The organism is Paenibacillus barengoltzii G22 (assembly GCF_000403375.2).
GTDB lineage: Bacteria > Bacillota > Bacilli > Paenibacillales > Paenibacillaceae > Fontibacillus > Fontibacillus barengoltzii.
Map to the genome: position 1 here is coordinate 1376350 of NZ_KE159652.1, position 17486 is coordinate 1393835.

16 protein-coding genes are annotated in these 17486 nt (G+C 53.8%); 11 read left to right on the top strand and 5 right to left on the bottom strand.

What is annotated here, in order from left to right:
* Window positions 1-138: 138 nt before the first annotated feature.
* Entirely contained in the window at window positions 139-534 is a 396-nt protein-coding gene (gene gcvH / locus C812_RS06485) for a glycine cleavage system protein GcvH (RefSeq protein WP_009225909.1), read from the top strand.
* Window positions 535-637: 103 nt separating this feature from the next.
* Here gcvH and mtnB read toward each other — a convergent pair whose 3' ends face one another.
* The 3 genes from mtnB to C812_RS06500 all read right to left on the bottom strand — a co-directional run bounded on the left by mtnB (window position 638) and on the right by C812_RS06500 (window position 3542).
* Window positions 638-1312 carry a methylthioribulose 1-phosphate dehydratase gene (gene mtnB, locus C812_RS06490; RefSeq protein ID WP_016311866.1) on the bottom strand — a complete coding sequence of 225 codons (675 nt, stop codon included), beginning with the start codon at window positions 1310-1312 and terminating at the stop codon, window positions 638-640.
* A gap of 70 nt (window positions 1313-1382) precedes the next feature.
* A complete protein-coding gene (gene proC, locus C812_RS06495; protein WP_016311867.1) occupies window positions 1383-2243 on the bottom strand; it encodes a pyrroline-5-carboxylate reductase in 861 nt (286 codons plus the stop codon).
* A gap of 51 nt (window positions 2244-2294) precedes the next feature.
* The gene (locus C812_RS06500) at window positions 2295-3542 is read right to left on the bottom strand and encodes a glutamate-5-semialdehyde dehydrogenase (RefSeq protein ID WP_016311868.1); all 1248 of its coding nucleotides are present in this window, start codon (window positions 3540-3542) and stop codon (window positions 2295-2297) included.
* 405 nt (window positions 3543-3947) lie between these two features.
* On the opposite strand from C812_RS06500, the gene C812_RS06505 reads away from it, so the two are divergent.
* A complete protein-coding gene (locus C812_RS06505; RefSeq protein ID WP_016310842.1) occupies window positions 3948-5192 on the top strand; it encodes an IS110 family RNA-guided transposase in 1245 nt (414 codons plus the stop codon).
* Between the two features lie 198 nt (window positions 5193-5390).
* On the opposite strand, the gene proB is transcribed toward C812_RS06505, so the two are convergent.
* Complete coding sequence (gene proB, locus C812_RS06510; RefSeq protein WP_016311869.1) at window positions 5391-6497, bottom strand: glutamate 5-kinase; 1107 nt, start codon at window positions 6495-6497, stop codon at window positions 5391-5393.
* Window positions 6498-6963: 466 nt separating this feature from the next.
* Between proB and C812_RS06520 the strand changes: the two genes are divergently transcribed.
* Entirely contained in the window at window positions 6964-7770 is an 807-nt protein-coding gene (locus tag C812_RS06520) for a carbon-nitrogen family hydrolase (protein ID WP_016311870.1), read from the top strand.
* Here C812_RS06520 and C812_RS06525 read toward each other — a convergent pair.
* On the bottom strand, window positions 7761-8684 hold the full coding sequence (locus tag C812_RS06525; RefSeq protein WP_016311871.1) for a LysR family transcriptional regulator: 924 nt from the start codon (window positions 8682-8684) through the stop codon (window positions 7761-7763). The genes C812_RS06520 and C812_RS06525 overlap by 10 nt on opposite strands.
* A gap of 150 nt (window positions 8685-8834) precedes the next feature.
* Between C812_RS06525 and lepB the strand changes: the two genes are divergently transcribed.
* From lepB to C812_RS06565, 8 genes are all read left to right on the top strand, one after another.
* Window positions 8835-9395 (top strand): signal peptidase I, encoded by a 561-nt coding sequence (lepB, locus tag C812_RS06530; protein WP_016311872.1) that lies wholly within the window; start codon window positions 8835-8837, stop codon window positions 9393-9395.
* Window positions 9396-9570: 175 nt separating this feature from the next.
* A complete protein-coding gene (locus tag C812_RS06535; protein WP_016311873.1) occupies window positions 9571-10494 on the top strand; it encodes an AEC family transporter in 924 nt (307 codons plus the stop codon).
* Between the two features lie 187 nt (window positions 10495-10681).
* A complete protein-coding gene (locus C812_RS06540) occupies window positions 10682-11842 on the top strand; it encodes a sensor histidine kinase (protein ID WP_167669297.1) in 1161 nt (386 codons plus the stop codon).
* Entirely contained in the window at window positions 11820-12494 is a 675-nt protein-coding gene (locus C812_RS06545; protein WP_016311875.1) for a response regulator, read from the top strand. Before C812_RS06540 ends, C812_RS06545 begins: the two co-directional genes overlap by 23 nt.
* 176 nt (window positions 12495-12670) lie before the next feature.
* Complete coding sequence (leuC, locus tag C812_RS06550; RefSeq protein WP_028540199.1) at window positions 12671-14095, top strand: 3-isopropylmalate dehydratase large subunit; 1425 nt, start codon at window positions 12671-12673, stop codon at window positions 14093-14095.
* A 25-nt stretch (window positions 14096-14120) separates the two neighbouring features.
* Window positions 14121-14720: a 3-isopropylmalate dehydratase small subunit gene (leuD, locus tag C812_RS06555; RefSeq protein WP_009225922.1), complete on the top strand. Its 600-nt coding sequence runs from the start codon at window positions 14121-14123 to the stop codon at window positions 14718-14720.
* A 234-nt stretch (window positions 14721-14954) separates the two neighbouring features.
* Window positions 14955-16469 (top strand): N-acetylmuramoyl-L-alanine amidase family protein, encoded by a 1515-nt coding sequence (locus tag C812_RS06560; RefSeq protein WP_016311877.1) that lies wholly within the window; start codon window positions 14955-14957, stop codon window positions 16467-16469.
* Between the two features lie 30 nt (window positions 16470-16499).
* Window positions 16500-17114 (top strand): GerMN domain-containing protein, encoded by a 615-nt coding sequence (locus C812_RS06565; protein WP_016311878.1) that lies wholly within the window; start codon window positions 16500-16502, stop codon window positions 17112-17114.
* The last annotated feature ends 372 nt before the right edge of the window (window positions 17115-17486 follow it).

The window sequence follows — 17486 nt, forward strand, 5'->3', positions numbered from 1 at the left end:
TTACTAGACTCTATCAAATGTGTTAATAATATTGACATGAGAGCTAGGTTTGGAATAATCTGAACGAGGGAAATACGCAGATGAATCTTCCACAAAGTTTAAGGTACGCTAGATCATCCGAAAGAGGAGGAGCAAGCTTTGGCTAGTGAGATCAGGGAAAACGTGTTGTACAGCGATGAGCATGAATGGGTGCTTGATTTGGGGGATGGGACGGTGAAGATCGGCATCTCCGACGTAGCCCAACATCGGCTGGGCGACATTGTGTTCGTGGAGCTGCCCGAACCGGGGCAGGAATTCGAAGCGCAGGAAGGCATCGGAACGATCGAATCCGTGAAGACGGTGGCCGATTTGTTTACGCCGGTCAGCGGGACGGTGCTGGCGGTGAACCGGGAGCTGGACACCGCGCCGGAGCTCGTCAATGAAGAGCCCTACGATGGGGGCTGGATGGTCCATATTCGTTTGAAGGAGGACGCTAACGTCGCGTTGGCGAACTTGATGGACGCGAAGGCGTATGCGGAATTTATCGAGAGATAAATCAAGATCTTAGGCAAATGTAAAAAACTCGCGGTCAGCGTAATTGCGGGAGCTGCTGATGGTAGTTTAATCACTCCGCTTATCGCTTGTCGCGAGTTTTTTTTTAGGCATGATGCCCTTTGGGAGGCAACAGCAGGGAACGGTACAGCGCTTCAAACATAAACTCCAGCGCTTCCAGATGGCGCTTCGCCTCAGCGATGTTGGTTCCCCAGACATAGACCCCGTGATTTTGCAGCAGCAACGCCGGCACACGGGTATCTAGACTGCTTGGGATTTGCTTGAGGATGGCCGGGAGCTCAGCGGCGTTTGGCAGAATTGGCACTCGAGCCTCCGTCTGTGGCTCCCAGATCTCTAAGCTTTTGAGCAGCTCGTTCCCCTTGAGTGGAACGCCGCCATCCGCAGCAAAATAGCCGCTGAGCACGTTGTTGAACGTCGTATGTACGTGCACGATCGCGCCGCAACCGGTCATCCGGTAGATTCTTGAGTGAATCGGTGCATCGGAACTAGGCTTGAGTCGCGTGGGCTCGCAGGGGGCGCTGGCGGCGTCGACGAACAGCGCGCCAACCGAAGGGGAAGGGGCCGCTGACAGCTCCGACCAATATGTCTCGTCGGCCGTTATGGCAAACACAAACCGGTCCGGCGCATATCGCCCGACCCGCATCGACAAGCTGCCGCTGGAAGCGGGAAACCAACCGCGGGCAGCAAGCTCCTCCCGCAGGCGTTGGATGGCGTCCAGCGCCGCTTGTTTTTCTTCCCATGGGATATCGACGTAGTTCATGCTGCCGTCCCCCTTTCCTATTGGCCTTACGCACAGTGCGACCATCGCTGCACCATATGGCTGCAGCTTCTTACAAGAGCGCTTGTTTGACGGCTTCGCCCATTTCTTTCGAGCGTTCGGCGGCCCGGTGGACCGCAGCCTTTACGTTTGGCTGAAAGCTGCCGGCTTCCAGCACACCGATCGCCGCTTGCGTCGAACCGTTGGGCGAGGTGATGTCCGCACGCAGCTTGGTAGGCGCTTCTCCGGTTTCTGACATCATGAGGGCAGCGCCAAGTACCGTCTGTACGGTAAGATCACGAGATTGCTCAGGCGTTAATCCGCCTTCGATGCCCGCTTCAATCATCGCTTCCATCAGATAATAAACATATGCGGGTCCGCTCCCAGATACGCCCGTCAATATTTCCATTTGATCCTCTGGGATCACGCTAACCATCCCTACCGCTTCAAACATTGATAACACTTGGGCGCGCTGTTCCTCGGTGGTCTCCGGAGAGAAGGAGATTCCCGTCGCACCTTGTCCGATGGAGCAGGAGGTGTTGGGCATCGTGCGGGCGACAGCGACCGGGCTGCCAAGCAGCGCTTGAATCGTCGAAATCGATAAGCCAGCGATCAGCGAGACGATCAACTGACCCTCGCGCAGAAGCGGGCCCAATCCTGCCAAAGCTTCGCCGGCATCCTTTGGCTTCATCGCCAGGACGATAATCGATGCATCTCGCAAATAGACCTGTTTTGCGTCCGCTTCAGTCGCTGTTTGGACCTGGTAGGTTTGGGCTAAATAGTTGAGCCGTTCCCGGTTCGAGCGATTCAGCATCACAATTTGATCCGCGCTGGCAACTTGCTTATGGAGCAAGCCGCGTACGATCGCTTCAGCCATCGAACCTGCTCCATAGAAACAGATGGTGGAGGCGGACAGAGAAGGTATTGTTTTCATAGGATATGACCTCCGGTTTTTATTTTGGTTGAAAAAAAGGGGGGACGCCCGTTACTGCCGGATTTGTCCGTTCCCCTGGATGATATATTTACTTGAGGTGAGCGCAGTCAGCCCCATCGGGCCGCGGGCATGCAGCTTCTGGGTGCTGATGCCGATCTCCGCTCCGAACCCGAACTCGAATCCGTCGGTGAAGCGAGTGGAAGCGTTATGGTACACCGCCGCAGCATCAACTTCTTGCTGGAACCGTTCGGCATTCGCGCTGTCTTGGGTCACGATACACTCGGAGTGCTTCGTGCCGAAGCGGGCGATATGCGCCATCGCTTCGTCCAGATTACGAACGATTTTCACGTTGAGTATATAGTCGTTATACTCCGTGGCATAATCCTCATCCGTCGCGGGTACTGCCCAAGAGATAAGCTGTCTTGCGGCCTCATCGCCCCGCAGTTCAACCCCGGCTTCCTTGAAGCGATTCGCCAGCTCAACCAAATGTTGTGCGGCGAACGCCTCATGCACCAGCAGCGTTTCCATCGAATTGCAGACCGAAGGACGCTGAACTTTGGCATTCATCGCGATTTCTGTTGCCATCACAGGATCGGCAGAGGCATCCAAATACGTATGACAGATACCGGCACCCGTCTCGATGACTGGAACTGTGGCATTTTGCACGACCGTCTGGATCAGCGAGCTGCCGCCGCGCGGAATCACGACGTCCAGCAATCCGTTCAGCTTCAACATTTCGTCAACAGAGGCGCGGTTTGGATCCTCGATCAGTTGAACAGCATCAACCGGAACTTGCGTTCCCGCAAGCGCTTCGTGGATAATCTTTACGATTTGTCGGTTGGAGGACAAGGCGGAGGAGCCGCCGCGAAGCACAACGGCGTTGCCTGTCTTCAGGCATAAGCCCATGGCATCTACCGTTACGTTCGGCCGCGCTTCATAGACGATCCCAATGACGCCAAGCGGGACGCGGCGTTTGATGATATGCAGCCCGTTCGGACGGTTGATCGTTTCCAGCACGTCGCCTACCGGGTCAGGCAACTCAACGATTTGCCGCAGTCCTTCAGCGATCCCTTCAATGCGCGCATGGGTTAATGCCAGGCGATCCAATAAGGAAGGAGATGTCCCGTTATCCCGTCCCCGCTGCAGATCCTCTTCATTGGCCGCGAGGATCGCATCGCTGTTGCGAACAAGCGCATCGGCGACTGCCAACAGAGCGTCGTTTTTTTGCGCCGTTGTCAGACGATTCAGGACAGACACGGCCGTTCCGGCCAGCTTCGCTTTTTCTCTTACTTCACTCATAGGTATACCTCCTCGTATAGTATCTTTAAAAAGCTCTTTTAGGTTCATTTCCATCCCCCCGGGGGATGGAAAACAGCCTCCAAATTTCCAGCTTGTTCTTTGAAAATTCCATCAGGGACTGGACTTTCCGGTATGCCTCTGGACAATGGAACGTAGGGTCCATTCGGGGAAATCCTTCTGCCTCCAGTAGCATCGTCTACTCCTTAAGTCTGTTTCTCCGGTACGCGTCTGAGCTTCTTACCCGCTGGCTGTTCCCTTCGGCATCCCATGCCCGGTTTTAGCAGATCCGGGGCAGCTCATGGCCCGAAGTGTGTCCTCATACGCGAGGGTGATAGATCTGCGCGTGCGCCGGAGGCATCCCGGAGCGTCCATTCCCTGAATCCCTAGCGAAAGGAGGAATTTCACTTGAAGCTTTTTGTCGGTATTGACGTGAGCTCGCAAGAGCTCGAAGCGTGTTTCATGAACGCTGACGGTGACAAGCTTGAGACACTCACCGTCAAAAACAATTTGAATGGCGCCTCGCATTTGCGTGACCAAATCGTCGCTGCAGCGGACAAGTTGGCCGTCACCGAGATTCACATCGGCTTGGAAGCCACTTCCGTCTACAGCTGGCACCCTGCCATGTACCTGCATCAGGATCCAGCGCTTCGAGAGCGCAAGGCCAAGGTGTTCACCTTGAACCCCAAGCTCATCAGCAAGTTCAGAGAAGCCTATGCGGATATGGACAAGACCGACCGGCTCGACGCCTGGGTCATTGCGGATCGCCTGCGCTTCGGCCGCCTGACGACCACCATCGTCATGCAGGAGCAGTATGTCGCCCTTCAACGCCTCACGCGCATGCGTTTCCACTTGGTCCATAACTTGGCTCGCGAGAAGCAGTACTTCTTGCAGAACCTGTTCTACAAGTGCAATGCGTTTACAACCGAGGTCGACAGCTCCGTGTTTGGCCATGCGCTCATGGAGATGCTCTCCGAGAAGTTCAGCCTCGATGACATCGCCGAGATGGACGTGGCCGATCTGGCCGACTATCTGCGGGACAAGGGACGCAATCGTTTCCCCGATCCCGAGCGGGTCGCCCGCTGCATTCAGCAAGCTGCCCGCGCCTCCTATCGGCTGTCCAAGGTCGTGGAGGATTCGATTGACCTGGTGCTCGGCACCTCCATCGAATCCATCCGCAGCATCCAGAAGCAGCTCAAGGATCTCGACAAAGCGATCGAGCGGGTCCTCGACGGCATTCAAGGCGCTCAGTGCTTGCTGTCAGTGCCCGGCATCGGCAAAGTCTATGCAGCCGGTCTGCTCGGCGAACTCGGCGATATTGAACGGTTCAAGGATCAAGCCGCCGTCGCCAAGTACGCGGGTCTGACGTGGCGCAGGCACCAGTCCGGCGTCTTCGAGGCGGAGGACACCGCCCGCATCAAATCCGGCAACCGATTCCTGCGCTACTACCTCGTTGAAGCTGCCAACTCGGTTAGGATGCGCGATGAAGAATTCGGTGAATATTACCGGAAGAAGTATCACGAAGTGCCCAAGAATCAACACAAACGCGCCCTCGTCTTAACGGCAAGAAAACTCGTGCGTCTGGTCGATGTGCTGCTACGCAGCGGCCAACTCTACACGCCTCGAAGGAAGGTGAATAGCGCCAAGGATTAACGCCTCCTTTGCCTTAGTCCTTCACGAATTCCCAGTAAAAATCTGGTATCTGACATGGTTTTTGGCTGGGTTTGGTTTGATGCGCCCTTTTTTCGTGACTCCGCGCTCAACAGGCACGGGAAATTTCCAATTCGATTAAATCAACAGCTTGACATCATACCGCTGGACTTAAAAATCCAGTGAAAACGGATGGATGAATTATGCTTTTAGTGAGATCCATTCGTCCCGGTGGATGACCTCCAGACGATGGACGCTGTCTAACTTCTTGAATACCTCGGTACTGGGGAGCCCGAGAATGCTGTGGAGCTGTTCCGCATCATAGTTAACGATGCCGCGTCCCAATACCTCGCCGCCTGCGCTGATAACCTCTACGACATCGCCGGTATGGAACTGTCCGCTGGCCTCTTTGACGCCAACCGGAAGCAAGCTTCGTCCGCCGCGGATCAGCGCCTCCTCAGCACCGGCATCTACCGTCAGCGTTCCGATTGGGGTGGAGAAGAAGCCCAGCCACTGCTTCTTCCGCGGCAGCGAGGCACCGTGGGCTTCGAAATAGGTGCCATGCCCATCGCCGTGCAAAGCGCCCAGCAGATCGCCGGGGGAGGCGACCTTTCCGACGAAGACCGGAACGCCTCCGAGCGAAGCGATTTTCGCGGCGTCAATTTTCGACCTCATACCGCCCGTTCCGACGGAGGAGCCGGCACCGCCGGCGATCGCATAGATCTGGCCGGTGATTTCCGTGACCCGGCTGATCCGCTGGGCCTGAGGATCCAGACGCGGATCCTTGGTGTACAGACCGTCCATATCGGTCAGGATCAGCAGATGATCGGCGTGAATCAGGTTAGCGACGAGGGCGGACAACGTATCGTTGTCGCCGAACTTCAATTCATCCAGCGAGACGGTGTCGTTCTCGTTAATAATCGGCAGCACGTTTCGCTTCAACAGCTCTTCGATCGCCATGCTGGCGTTGCCCGTTCGCTTACGGTTTTGGAAATCGGAACGGGTCAGCAGCACCTGGGCCGCAGTCACTCCGTGTCGAGCCAATTCTTCGCGATAAGCCTGCATCAGCAGCGCTTGCCCAACGGCAGCCGAAGCCTGCTTCTCATGCAGCAGCTTAGGCCGTTCGGAGTAGCCGATTTCACGAAACCCGGCGGCCACAGCGCCGGAGGTGACCAGCAACGGCTGGTATCCGGCCTCAATCAACCCGGCCAATTCGGATGTGTAATACGCCACAGCCTCCCGGTTTAAACCTCCTTCTGACGATGTCAGCGAACTGCTGCCAATTTTGACGACGATGCGTCGCAGCATGGGGATCACTCCTCGAACGATAGATATAAATAAAAAAACTTTCGCCTTTGCATGCAAAGGACGAAAGTTTCGACTTCCGCGGTACCACCTTTATTGATGAGTCAAGCTCATCCAACTTCAATGCCCGGTAACAGGGGCGCTGTCCGGCTTGTTCGGCCGGCCGCTCAGGGATAGGATTCGGAAAGGGCTAGCATGTAAATTCTTTCAGCCGGTGGAATTTACTCTCTGTCTTGCCGCGTACTTTCGTACTGGTCCCGTCAATGCGTTTTATCAAAAAGTCCGTTTATGGTTCTCATGTAATGTAAGCATACCACGCGTCCTCTGGCATTGCAAAGGGAAAAGCGCCGAAATGGCGCAACCATCGCTTCTTTTGGTTTCATTCACGTTCATCTTGCGATTCAACCAAGGCACCATTATGATGAGATTTAAGCAAAGCGAAGCCTACGAAAAGGCGGTGTGAAAGCGAATGAGTCTACAGTCCAGTCATTGGCGGATCGCCATGATTCAATGCGATGTCGCCTTAGGGGAACCCGAAGTGAACCGGACCAAGATCGAGGAGGCAATGGAACGAGCAGCTCACGCTGCAGAGAAACCTGACGTCATCCTGCTGCCGGAGCTGTGGAATACGGGATACGCCTTGGCGGAAATTAACCGGTTGGCTGATCCGGAGGGACAGCACAGCCGGGCATGGTTGTCTGCCTTCGCCCGGCGTCATGGGATCCATATCATTGGCGGCTCGATTGCCGAAAATCGCAGCGGTCAAGTCTACAACACGATGATGGTCTTTGACCGCAACGGGGATGAGGTGGCCGCATACTCTAAAATTCATCTGTTTCGACTGATGGAAGAGGAGAAGTATCTGCAACCGGGGGAACGGAGCGTGACGTTTGAGCTGGATGGCGTGACGGCAGGGGCAGCCATCTGTTACGATATCCGCTTCCCGGAGCTAACCCGCAGCTTGGCGTTACGCGGGGCGAAGCTGCTGTTCGTGGCAGCGGAATGGCCGCTCCCGCGGCTTAACCACTGGCGTACGCTGCTCACTGCGCGGGCGATCGAAAATCAAATGTACGTCATCGCCTGCAATCGGACAGGGAAGAGCGGCGGCGATGAGTTTTTCGGCCATTCGATGATCATCGACCCTTGGGGGGAGATCGTAGCCGAGGGCGGTGAAGCGGAGGAAATGGTCATCGCCAGCATTGACCTGACGTTGGTTGATCAAGTCCGCCGCCGGATTCCCGTCTTCGACGACCGTCGTCCGCAAGCTTATGATTGATGTGACGTTTGGCGTTCCTTCATCGTCTTTTTAAACGTCTCGATAAAAGCCTCCGCAGCTTTGGACAGATAACGTCCTTTGCGGTAGGCGATCACTAGCGTCCTGCTTGGGGCTGGAGCGGCGAGGGGTAAATACGCCGGGATCAACTCGCTGCGTTTCGCCCGGGCGATAAACCGTGGCACCAGCGTAATGCCCATCCCAGCAGCCACCAACGATTGCACGGTTTCGATATTGTTGCTTTCAAAGACGACATTCGGCTCGAACCCGGCCTCCCGGCATAGGTCGGCAGTCATCTTGCGGAAGCCCTGGCCTTTTTTGAGCACGATAAATGGTTCGTTTTCCAGTTGCTTCATCTGAACACCCTGCTCTAACACCCCGGGCAATTTCGTCAGCGGATGGTCCGGAGGAACCGCCAGATCGATGATCTCTTCACCAACCGGTTCGTAGGAGAGCGTAGGCTCCTGCAACGGCAGGGACAGCAGGCTGAGGTCAGTACCGCCTTCGGCCGTCAGTTTCTCCAGGTTCAGGGACGTATCTTCCAACAGGGTCACTTGAATGTTGGGGTAACTCGCTTTAAACGCAGGAAGCACGTAAGGGAGCAGGTGAGAGCCGGTAATCGGCATACTGCCGACCACAACGCGGCCTGCTCTGAGCTGGGAAATGTCGTCCATTTCCTGACGGAGTTGGGCGACGGCGTCCATGATTTTTTGCGCGTGCGCAATAAAGCTGGCACCGGCATAGGTTAGCTCAACCGTACTTGTATTGCGCTGGAACAGCTTCACCCCGAGCTCCTGTTCCAGCTTGGACAGCTGCTGGCTGAGTGACGGCTGAGCGATGTGGAGCTTGTCGGCGGCCCGGGAGAAGTTCTTTTCCTCAGCGATCTTTAAAGTGTATAGAAGTTGACGAAGTTCCATAGCATTAACCCCTTTGGTTCATTAAGGAATAAACCTTCCTGATCTTATAAGTATTACCTATAAGTACACTATAACATATAGATATTTGTATTGGTATGTGACTTGCCTTTATAATAAGAGACAAACATCAAGAGTGTGGAGGTTTTTCGCTTGAAACGGAAAACATGGTGGAAAGAACTCGGCGGATGGGGCTTCTCCATCGTCCTAGGCTTTGTACTTAGCATGATTATCGGCATTTTTATCATTCAACCTTATAAAGTTGACGGTCATTCGATGGAACCAACCTTGACGGACAATCAACGCATTTACGCTTGGAAGTTTACGCATGTGTTGGAGAAGCTGCCGGCTTATGGCGACATCGTCATCATCGACAGCCGGGTAGACCGGAGCCGTACGTTCTGGGACGATGTGAAGGAGCATCCGATCATCACTTGGCTTTCCGGTAGGGAAGAGGACGATGTTTTCTATGTCAAACGCGTGATCGGCTTGCCAGGTGATACGATTGAAGTGAAGGATGGACATGTGTTCCGCAATGGGCAACAGCTGGAGGAACCTTACATCAAGGAGCAGATGGATCCCAGCGCGGCGCAGATATGGCATGTACCGGAGAACCACGTATTTGTGATGGGGGATAACCGGAACAACAGTAATGACAGCCGCAGCATCGGACCGGTACCGCTGGATCATGTGATGGGGATCGATTCGTTTTAAGACTTGTGTAGAAATGGAGCAATCCAAGCCGGGAAGTTTCTCGGATGGGTTGCTCTTTTTTCGAGTGAAGATAGGGGTATAGGCTTTGTCTATCAACCATATTGCTTTCAAGTCTTGGACGATGGAAGGATCCGGCCTTTAAAATAGGAGGCAGTTTAAAGAAGGGGGTGCTGTGATGCTCCATTCGGTTGTATCGACGCTGTTAGGCGTTCTGGTGCCGCTGGCGGTTCCGGTTGCCGCCGGGGCGCTGCTGGCCCGGTTTCGCGCCTGGGACACGAAGCCGCTGCTTACGTTGTATTTGTACGTGCTAAGTCCGGCAATAATCTTTGACACGCTGCGGGGTGCCCATATCTCCACGGATGAGCTGTACAGTACGATCGGCTTCGCCCTGGTGAATCTGCTGTTTATGTGGGGCATTGCCCAAGGGATCGGGAAGATCGCCCGCCTGGATCCGGCGGAGCAGGCCGGCCTGACACTGATCTCCACCTTAACGAACAGCGCCAACTACGGACTGCCGCTCGTGCTGCTGGCCTTTGGCCAACTGGGTCTAGATAAAGCTTCCGTATACGTCATCACGCAAATGATCATTGTGAATACGGCAGGTGTTTATTTTGCGGCACGTTCCCAGTTTTCTGTTCAAAACGCAGTCAAATCGGTGTTTACCCTGCCAGCGGTGTATGCGGCGGCGCTGGCTGTATTTCTAAAATGCTTTGGGCTTCACCTGACAGCCGGGTTGGAGCAAGGGATAGGCATGGTCGCGGACGCTTATTCGCCGGTGGTGCTGACGATCTTAGGCGCGCAAATGATGAAGGTTGGTCGGGCGGAGGCGAAGCAGGTTAAGCCTGCCGGATTTTGGACGGGGACGGCCATTCGCTTGCTACTAGCACCGTTTGTGGCTCTTGTAACATTAAAGCTACTGGGCATTTCGGGGCTGCTGTTTTCAGTCTTGTTCATTCAAGCCTGTATGCCGGTTGCGGTGAATGCCGTTGTGCTGGCCGAGCGATTTGATGCCGCCTCGGGTCTAGTATCAAAATGTATCGTATGGACGACCCTCGCTTCCTTTTTGACGCTCCCCGCATTGATCGTGCTCGTCCAGTAAGGAACAGATCGAGCTCTGTACACATCCGCACTCGTTCGAGACTGTCTCGGGGTAGAATTGCCGCCGTCAAATTTCTATCTCCAGATAGAGATAGGCTATGATAAGGTAAAGACATCCAACGTTTGGAGGTCAAGTTTTGATGTCCATGGGAAAAAGCACAATCCTCCTTCGACCTGCTGTCATCAGCGTGGTTATCTTAATTTCTATGTTTTCGGCCGGGCTGTTTGACGGAACCCCGTCTCAAAGTGCCTTAAACGGGCTGATTTGGCTGAGTTATGCCTGCATCCTGTTCCTTCCGAAATCCCAATGGACTCCCAAGCATGCCTGGGCGGCATTGGGGCTGCTTGTTGTGATTACGGGGATGAATTTTGTCTGGTATCAGGATTGGGAATTGGTCTACTTCCTCATTTTCGTCGTGTTTTATGCACTGTTCCGCTTGATTATGCCAAAGCCGCTGTGGCCTGCTATCCTGACGCTGTTGATTACGGCCGTTCTATTCATCCATTATGGCGCCTTAAATCTGCCTGAGATCATGAGCTATATCTCGCTTGCGATCTTTCTGTATTCCGTTATTCGCCGTCGGATGTTGCGTCAAGAAATGCATGAACAAAATCTCCGTCATATTGCAGAGCTGCGGAAGGCGTATGATGAATTGCAGGAGGCTTCCGTAACCTCGATGCGGTTTGCGATCCTGGAGGAGCGTACGCGCATAGCCAGAGATATTCATGATTCCGTCGGCCATAGCCTCACGTCCTTGATCGTCCAACTCCAAGCGCTGCGGTTCATGGTCCGGCAGGATCCTGAACGATCGGAACAAACGATTGATGAGATGTTGGTCGTCGCACGTCAGGGTCTTCAAGATATCCGCAACTCCGTTCATGCACTGGCTGACGACTCCTCGTTCTCCGGCAAATCTGCCTTAAACGCCCTTCTGTCACGGCTGGAAGCTTCCTCCGGAATTCGGTGCGTGATGGATAACGAGCTGCCGGATGAGGATTTGGGAGACAAAGTCTACGGGATTCTGTTTAAAATATTACAAGAAGCCAGCACCAATGTGGTACGCCATGCGGAAGCCACCGAGGTGGAAGTCCGTCTATGGAAGGAGATGGATCAGGTCGTGATGCGCATTCGGGATAACGGCAAGCTGCCAGCCGGGCAACCCATCATTGAAGGATTCGGGATAAAAACGATGCGAACCCGGGTGGAGGAGATCGGCGGAAGTTTGCAGGTTGCGGCACATGAACCAAGCGGCTTGGAGATTGTGGCCAAACTCCCGGTGATGAGCGAGCCAAACCAACAGGATACGGAAGGAAAGGAGGAGGCTCATGACGGAAGCAAACCGGATTAAAGTGATGCTCGTTGACGATCAGAACATGATTCGCCAAGGCTTCGGCTATATTCTCAGCTTGCAGTCTGATCTGCAGATCGTTGGTGAAGCGGGAAACGGAAACGATGCGGTCAAAATGGCGGAGGAGCTGCGTCCGGATGTCATTCTGATGGATGTACAGATGCCGTTCATGGACGGGATTGAAGCGACAAAGCGAATCATGGCGCAGCAAACAGGGGTTAAAATCGTGATTTTGACGACGTTTGATGATCAGGACTATGTGCTAGAGGGGATTCGTGCCGGCGCTGTCGGCTACCTATTAAAAGATGCGGAAGCAAGCGACATGATTGAAGCGATCCGGGCAGCTTATCGGGGAGAAGCCATCTATAAGACGAAACTTGCCTCCGGCGCCCTGCAGGAAGCGATAGCCTCTGCATCACTGTCCTCTCCTGATAATGTACTGCAAGTGAAGTTGCTGGAGCCGTTGACTGAGCGCGAACAGGAGATTCTCCAGGAGATGGCCTACGGACTTCGTAATGAACAAATAGCGGCCAAGTTGTTTATTACCGAAGGGACGGTAAAATCCCATGTCCACCGGATCTTGCAGAAGTTTGGCTGCGAGGATCGGACGCAGGTGGTTGTGATGGCGCTGCGGGGCGGGTTGGTGAAGTAGCCAGCCGCCTTTTTTGTGCCACTTATAAGCTAAACCTATTGCGTTTATAGATATTATATCTTGGAACAATTAACACGATCATGTTATATTGGATTCAACATTCAAGGCCGGAGGGCGCAGCAAACGCCCCCTTCGCCTTGATCACGTGTACGAATCCTTCTATGGGGTGATTAATCATGAGCAGCAAAAAGACAATGTACGAGAAAATCTGGGATAACCATGTTATTTATCAAGAGGAAGGCAAACCGAGCATTCTCTATATCGATTTGCACCTCGTTCACGAGGTGACTTCACCGCAGGCCTTTGAGGGTCTTCGCCTCAGCGGACGCAAAGTGCGCCGTCCGGAATTGACCTTCGCTACGATGGACCATAACGTCCCGACTAAAGACCGTTATAACATTACCGACCCGATCTCGAAGCAGCAGATTGATACGCTGGCGAAGAACTGCCGCGATTTTGGCATCACCTTGTATGACCTCGATACGATTGACCAAGGCGTCGTGCACGTTATGGGGCCGGAGCTGGGCCTGACGCATCCGGGCAAAACGATCGTTTGCGGCGACAGCCATACGTCCACACACGGTGCGTTTGGTGCACTTGCTTTCGGGATTGGTACGAGTGAAGTTGAACACGTCCTGGCAACCCAATGCTTGCAGCAGGCAAAAGCGAAAACGCTGGAAGTTCGTTTTGTGGGCAAACGCAAACCAGGGGTAACGGCAAAGGATATGATCCTTGGTGTCATCGCCAAGTACGGCACGGACTTCGCCACCGGCTATGTTATTGAGTATACAGGTGAAGCGATTCGTGAGCTGTCCATGGAAGAGCGGATGACGATTTGTAATATGTCGATTGAAGCCGGAGCAAGAGCAGGCTTGATTGCACCGGACGAGACGACGTTTAATTACCTGCGGGGCCGTGAGCATGTGCCGCAAGGAGCGGCATTCGACCAAGCCGTGGAAGAGTGGAAGAAGCTGGCTACCGATGAAGGTGCAACTTATGATCGCGTCGTCGAATTCGATGTGGATTCGCTGATTCCGCAAGTTACCTGGGGAACAAGCCCGGGGATGGGTACGGGAATCAACGGCGTGGTGCCGAATCCAGCTGATTTCGAGAATGAGAATGAACGCAAAGCCGCTGAGAAAGCGCTGGAATACATGGGCTTGACCCCAGGTACGCCGATGACGGATATCGCGATTGATTACGTCTTTATCGGTTCCTGTACGAACGGCCGGATCGAAGACCTGCGTGCAGCAGCGGAAATCGCGAAAGGCTACAAGGTTTCCGACAAAGTTACGGCGATCGTCGTTCCAGGTTCGGGCCGCGTGAAGCTGCAAGCGGAGAAGGAAGGTCTGGACAAAATCTTCAAAGAAGCTGGCTTCGAATGGCGTGATGCAGGTTGCAGTATGTGTCTGGCCATGAACCCTGACGTCTTGCAGCCGGGGCAACGTTGTGCTTCAACCTCCAACCGTAACTTTGAAGGACGGCAAGGGCGGGGCGGCAGAACCCATCTGGTTTCTCCAGCGATGGCGGCAGCAGCGGCGATCAAAGGTCATTTCGTCGACGTGCGCGAATGGGAAATCAAGAGTGAAGTCCTGAGCTAATCAAGGGAAAAGGGGAGAATCGAAGATGGAAGCATTTGTAAAACATACTGGGATCGTAGGTCCCGTGGACCGTGTCAACGTAGATACCGATGCAATTATACCTAAACAATTTCTGAAACGGATTGAGCGTTCGGGATTTGGTCAGTTTCTGTTCTATGAATGGCGGTTTGACACGGAAGGGAACCCGAATCCTGAGTTCGAATTGAACAAACCGCGGTACGCTGGTGCGTCCATTCTGATTTCACGCGTGAACTTCGGGTGCGGTTCTTCGCGGGAGCATGCACCGTGGGCCATTTTGGATTACGGATTCCGTTGTGTAATTGCACCGTCCTTTGCGGATATTTTCTATAACAACTGCTTTAAGAACGGCATCCTGCCGATCAAGCTGTCGGAAGAACAAGTGGAGGAACTGTTCCAGCGCACAGCTGCCCATGAGGGATACAAGCTGACGGTGGATCTGGAGCAAAAAACGATCACCGATGAGTATGGTTTGAACATCAGCTTTGATCTGGATGAGCACCGCCGTCAGTTTTTGCTGCAAGGCTTGGACGATATCGGTTTGACGCTGCAGCACGAAGATTTGATTGCGGCATACGAGAAGAAGAAATTTGCGCATTTGGCTTAAACCGTCTGAACTTGGCGGGAAGTCCCGGCTGCGAGATGCAGCTGGGGCTTTTTTTTGTCAATCTATGAAAATATAAGTCTATCAGCCCAGAGTTTTTTCTGATATTATGGAAGTAATTAGCAACGATTTAGGAATGTTGACGTTTACAATGCTCACTGGATCCTCGTCTGGTGGCGTATCCGGCAACAAGATTCTTGATTCGGCAAAAAACGAGGGTGGGGTAGGGATTTACGGATGAAGAAACTCGGCTTAATGATGTTTATGTTGGTTGGTTTGCTCGTGTTTCCGGGATTGGCGAACAACGCCTACGCTGCCTCGGCGGAGGCAGCCGGCACCCATATTGTGCTGGACGGCCAGGAGCTCGAACAGCCTGCTGGTGCCCAAGCGGGGATCGTGGGAGGCAACGTAATGGTGCCGCTGCGCGTCGTTGCCGAAGGTTTGGGTTACCAAGTTGGCTGGGAGAAGCAGAGCGGCACGATTACGATCTCCCAAGAGGGAACCGAACTGAAGCTTACGCTGGGCCAAGACACCGCTTATGTTGACGGTCAGCTGGTGAAGCTGAGTTCTGCTCCATTTCTGCAGGGAGATTCAACGCTGGTTCCGCTGCGTTTCGTAGGGGAACAGATGGGGATGAAGGTGAGCTGGGACAATGTTACGAAGTCCGCTTACTTAACGAGTCCTGCAGGAGGCACTGCCTCCGGTGTTGTTCCGGGGACGGCGAGTCAAGCTCCAGGGTCGGAGACTCCAAACTCCGTTCCGGGAGGGCAGCCTGCGGCAGGGGATAACCATACATACGACCCGGGAGCTTCAACGGGGAACCAAGCCGAGAGCCCAAACGCGTTGATCCAAGGTATCAGCTTTAGCGAAAACCGTCTAATGTTTGCCGTTTCCGGCAGCGTGACCCCAAACGTATTTAAAATGAGCGGTCCTGAGCGGCTCGTCATTGATGTTCCCAACGCCGACTTTGCTCCAACTTTTGGGGATGTTCATCCTTTGGACGCAGGTCGGAACGGTCAATTTGCCGTCAGCGATTATCCGGACGTCTCCCAGATCCGGTATTCGCTGTTTAGCCAATCGCCGTCAACGGTTCGGATTGTCATCGATTTGAACCGAAGCGTAGATTTTAAGGTCACGAACCTTGATGATGGGCTTGTAACCGTTGATTTGACAGTGGCTGCAGGTGTACCTAGCACCAATACGGGGGGGGGCGGCCGGCCGCTGGTTGTGATCGATGCAGGTCATGGCGGCAGCCAGCCTGGGGCGATCAGTGTCACGAAGAAACAGGAGAAGGAGTTTACACTGGCTGTGGCGCTGAAAGTCGAAGCGCTACTCCGACAGGAAGCAGGTTTAGATGTCATCCTGACCCGTACGACGGACGTCACCATGACGCTCCAAGATCGGGTGAAGGTAGCCAACGAACACGGGGCTTCGGTGTTCGTATCGATACATGGCAACAGTATCGATCCGCCAAGTAATCCTAGCGGTTCAGAAACGTATTACACTCGAGACGAAAGTATTCCGCTCGCGAATGTCATGCACCGGCATTTGGTGAAAGCAACGGGCTTAAATGATCGCGGCGTCAGAAAGAGCAGTCTGCATGTTACACGGGAAACGAAGATGCCAGCCGTGTTGCTTGAGGTCGGTTATTTGAGTAACAAGACCGATGCCGAATTAATGTACACGGAGGAGTTTCAACAACGTGTTGCAGAAGGTATTGTCGCGGGTATTAAAGAATATCTGGGCTTATGATCGATAAGATATGACAAGGAGGGAAGCGGCATGAAGAGAAAAGTGGCGGTATTGCTGGCTTTGGTGGCCATGCTGGGGGTTGCTGCAGGATGCGGTAACAAGCCGACGGCTTCACCTCCGGAGAATGAGCATCAGAGGGAAGCTGCGCTAAGCAGCGGTGCGCAGCAAGGTGAAACTCAGATGCAAGAGGTGCAGGGGCCGGTGAATGGTACTGATGAATCGGGGGATCCCCAAACCGATGCACAAGCGGGGGCGGAGAAGTTGACTATCCAGGTATATCTAACAGATGATGATATGTTGGAGCTGAAGCAGACACCGCGTGAGATTGAATTTACTGCGGATCACAGCAAATACGAAAGCGCCTTTGAGGCACTGCAAACTGCAGAAGACGGTCTGCTCTCCCTATGGGAGAAGGTGGTTCTAAATACGGTGAAGTTCGACTCGGTGAGCGGGCTGCTAACGATCGATATTCACTTGCCGGACGAAGCACGCCTTGGTGCGGGCGGGGAGTCGCTGGCGATCGAAGCGCTGAAGAACACGATGTTCCAGTTTGAGGAAGTCCAGCAAATTGAGTTGAAGGTGGATGGTCAGCAAGTCGAATCGCTGATGGGCCACGTGGACCTGGAGCATCCGATGAGCCGCTAAGAACATCATCTACGAAGTGCAGATAAAGATGACGTGCAGCAGCAGACTATACAGCCCAGCAAATCCGCATTCGGATTTGCTGGGCTGTTTTTTGCTTCAAGCTTATAGGTCCTAGCCGCAATTGAGGTAATTTACCTCTCATAAGCGTTAGAATCGCAACGCCCTCGTTTTGGGCCTAATGGCGTTGCTGGCAAGCGTTAGAGCACAGGTTGGCCATTGCGCCTAACTGCGCCAACCTGCTACTAATTGGCCAGTGACGTGTGCATCTCCGGCTAATGCTTGCCACAGCGCTTATTTGGGGCAAATGACGGAGATTTCAATTCTAACGCTTGTCAGCGAGCTTATTTGCGTCAAATGGCCCCATTTGGAGGG

What these genes read in the sequence shown, in the direction of transcription:
- mtnB (WP_016311866.1), bottom strand. Translation starts at nt 1,312, where the DNA reads ATGAACTACGTCGATATCCCATGGGAAGAAAAACAAGCGGCGCTGGAC.
- proC (WP_016311867.1), bottom strand. Translation starts at nt 2,243, where the DNA reads ATGAAAACAATACCTTCTCTGTCCGCCTCCACCATCTGTTTCTATGGA.
- leuC (WP_028540199.1), top strand. Translation starts at nt 12,671, where the DNA reads ATGAGCAGCAAAAAGACAATGTACGAGAAAATCTGGGATAACCATGTT.
- C812_RS06560 (WP_016311877.1), top strand. Translation starts at nt 14,955, where the DNA reads ATGAAGAAACTCGGCTTAATGATGTTTATGTTGGTTGGTTTGCTCGTG.
- C812_RS06565 (WP_016311878.1), top strand. Translation starts at nt 16,500, where the DNA reads ATGAAGAGAAAAGTGGCGGTATTGCTGGCTTTGGTGGCCATGCTGGGG.
- leuD (WP_009225922.1), top strand. Translation starts at nt 14,121, where the DNA reads ATGGAAGCATTTGTAAAACATACTGGGATCGTAGGTCCCGTGGACCGT.
- C812_RS06545 (WP_016311875.1), top strand. Translation starts at nt 11,820, where the DNA reads ATGACGGAAGCAAACCGGATTAAAGTGATGCTCGTTGACGATCAGAAC.
- C812_RS06520 (WP_016311870.1), top strand. Translation starts at nt 6,964, where the DNA reads ATGAGTCTACAGTCCAGTCATTGGCGGATCGCCATGATTCAATGCGAT.
- C812_RS06525 (WP_016311871.1), bottom strand. Translation starts at nt 8,684, where the DNA reads ATGGAACTTCGTCAACTTCTATACACTTTAAAGATCGCTGAGGAAAAG.
- proB (WP_016311869.1), bottom strand. Translation starts at nt 6,497, where the DNA reads ATGCTGCGACGCATCGTCGTCAAAATTGGCAGCAGTTCGCTGACATCG.
- C812_RS06535 (WP_016311873.1), top strand. Translation starts at nt 9,571, where the DNA reads ATGCTCCATTCGGTTGTATCGACGCTGTTAGGCGTTCTGGTGCCGCTG.
- C812_RS06500 (WP_016311868.1), bottom strand. Translation starts at nt 3,542, where the DNA reads ATGAGTGAAGTAAGAGAAAAAGCGAAGCTGGCCGGAACGGCCGTGTCT.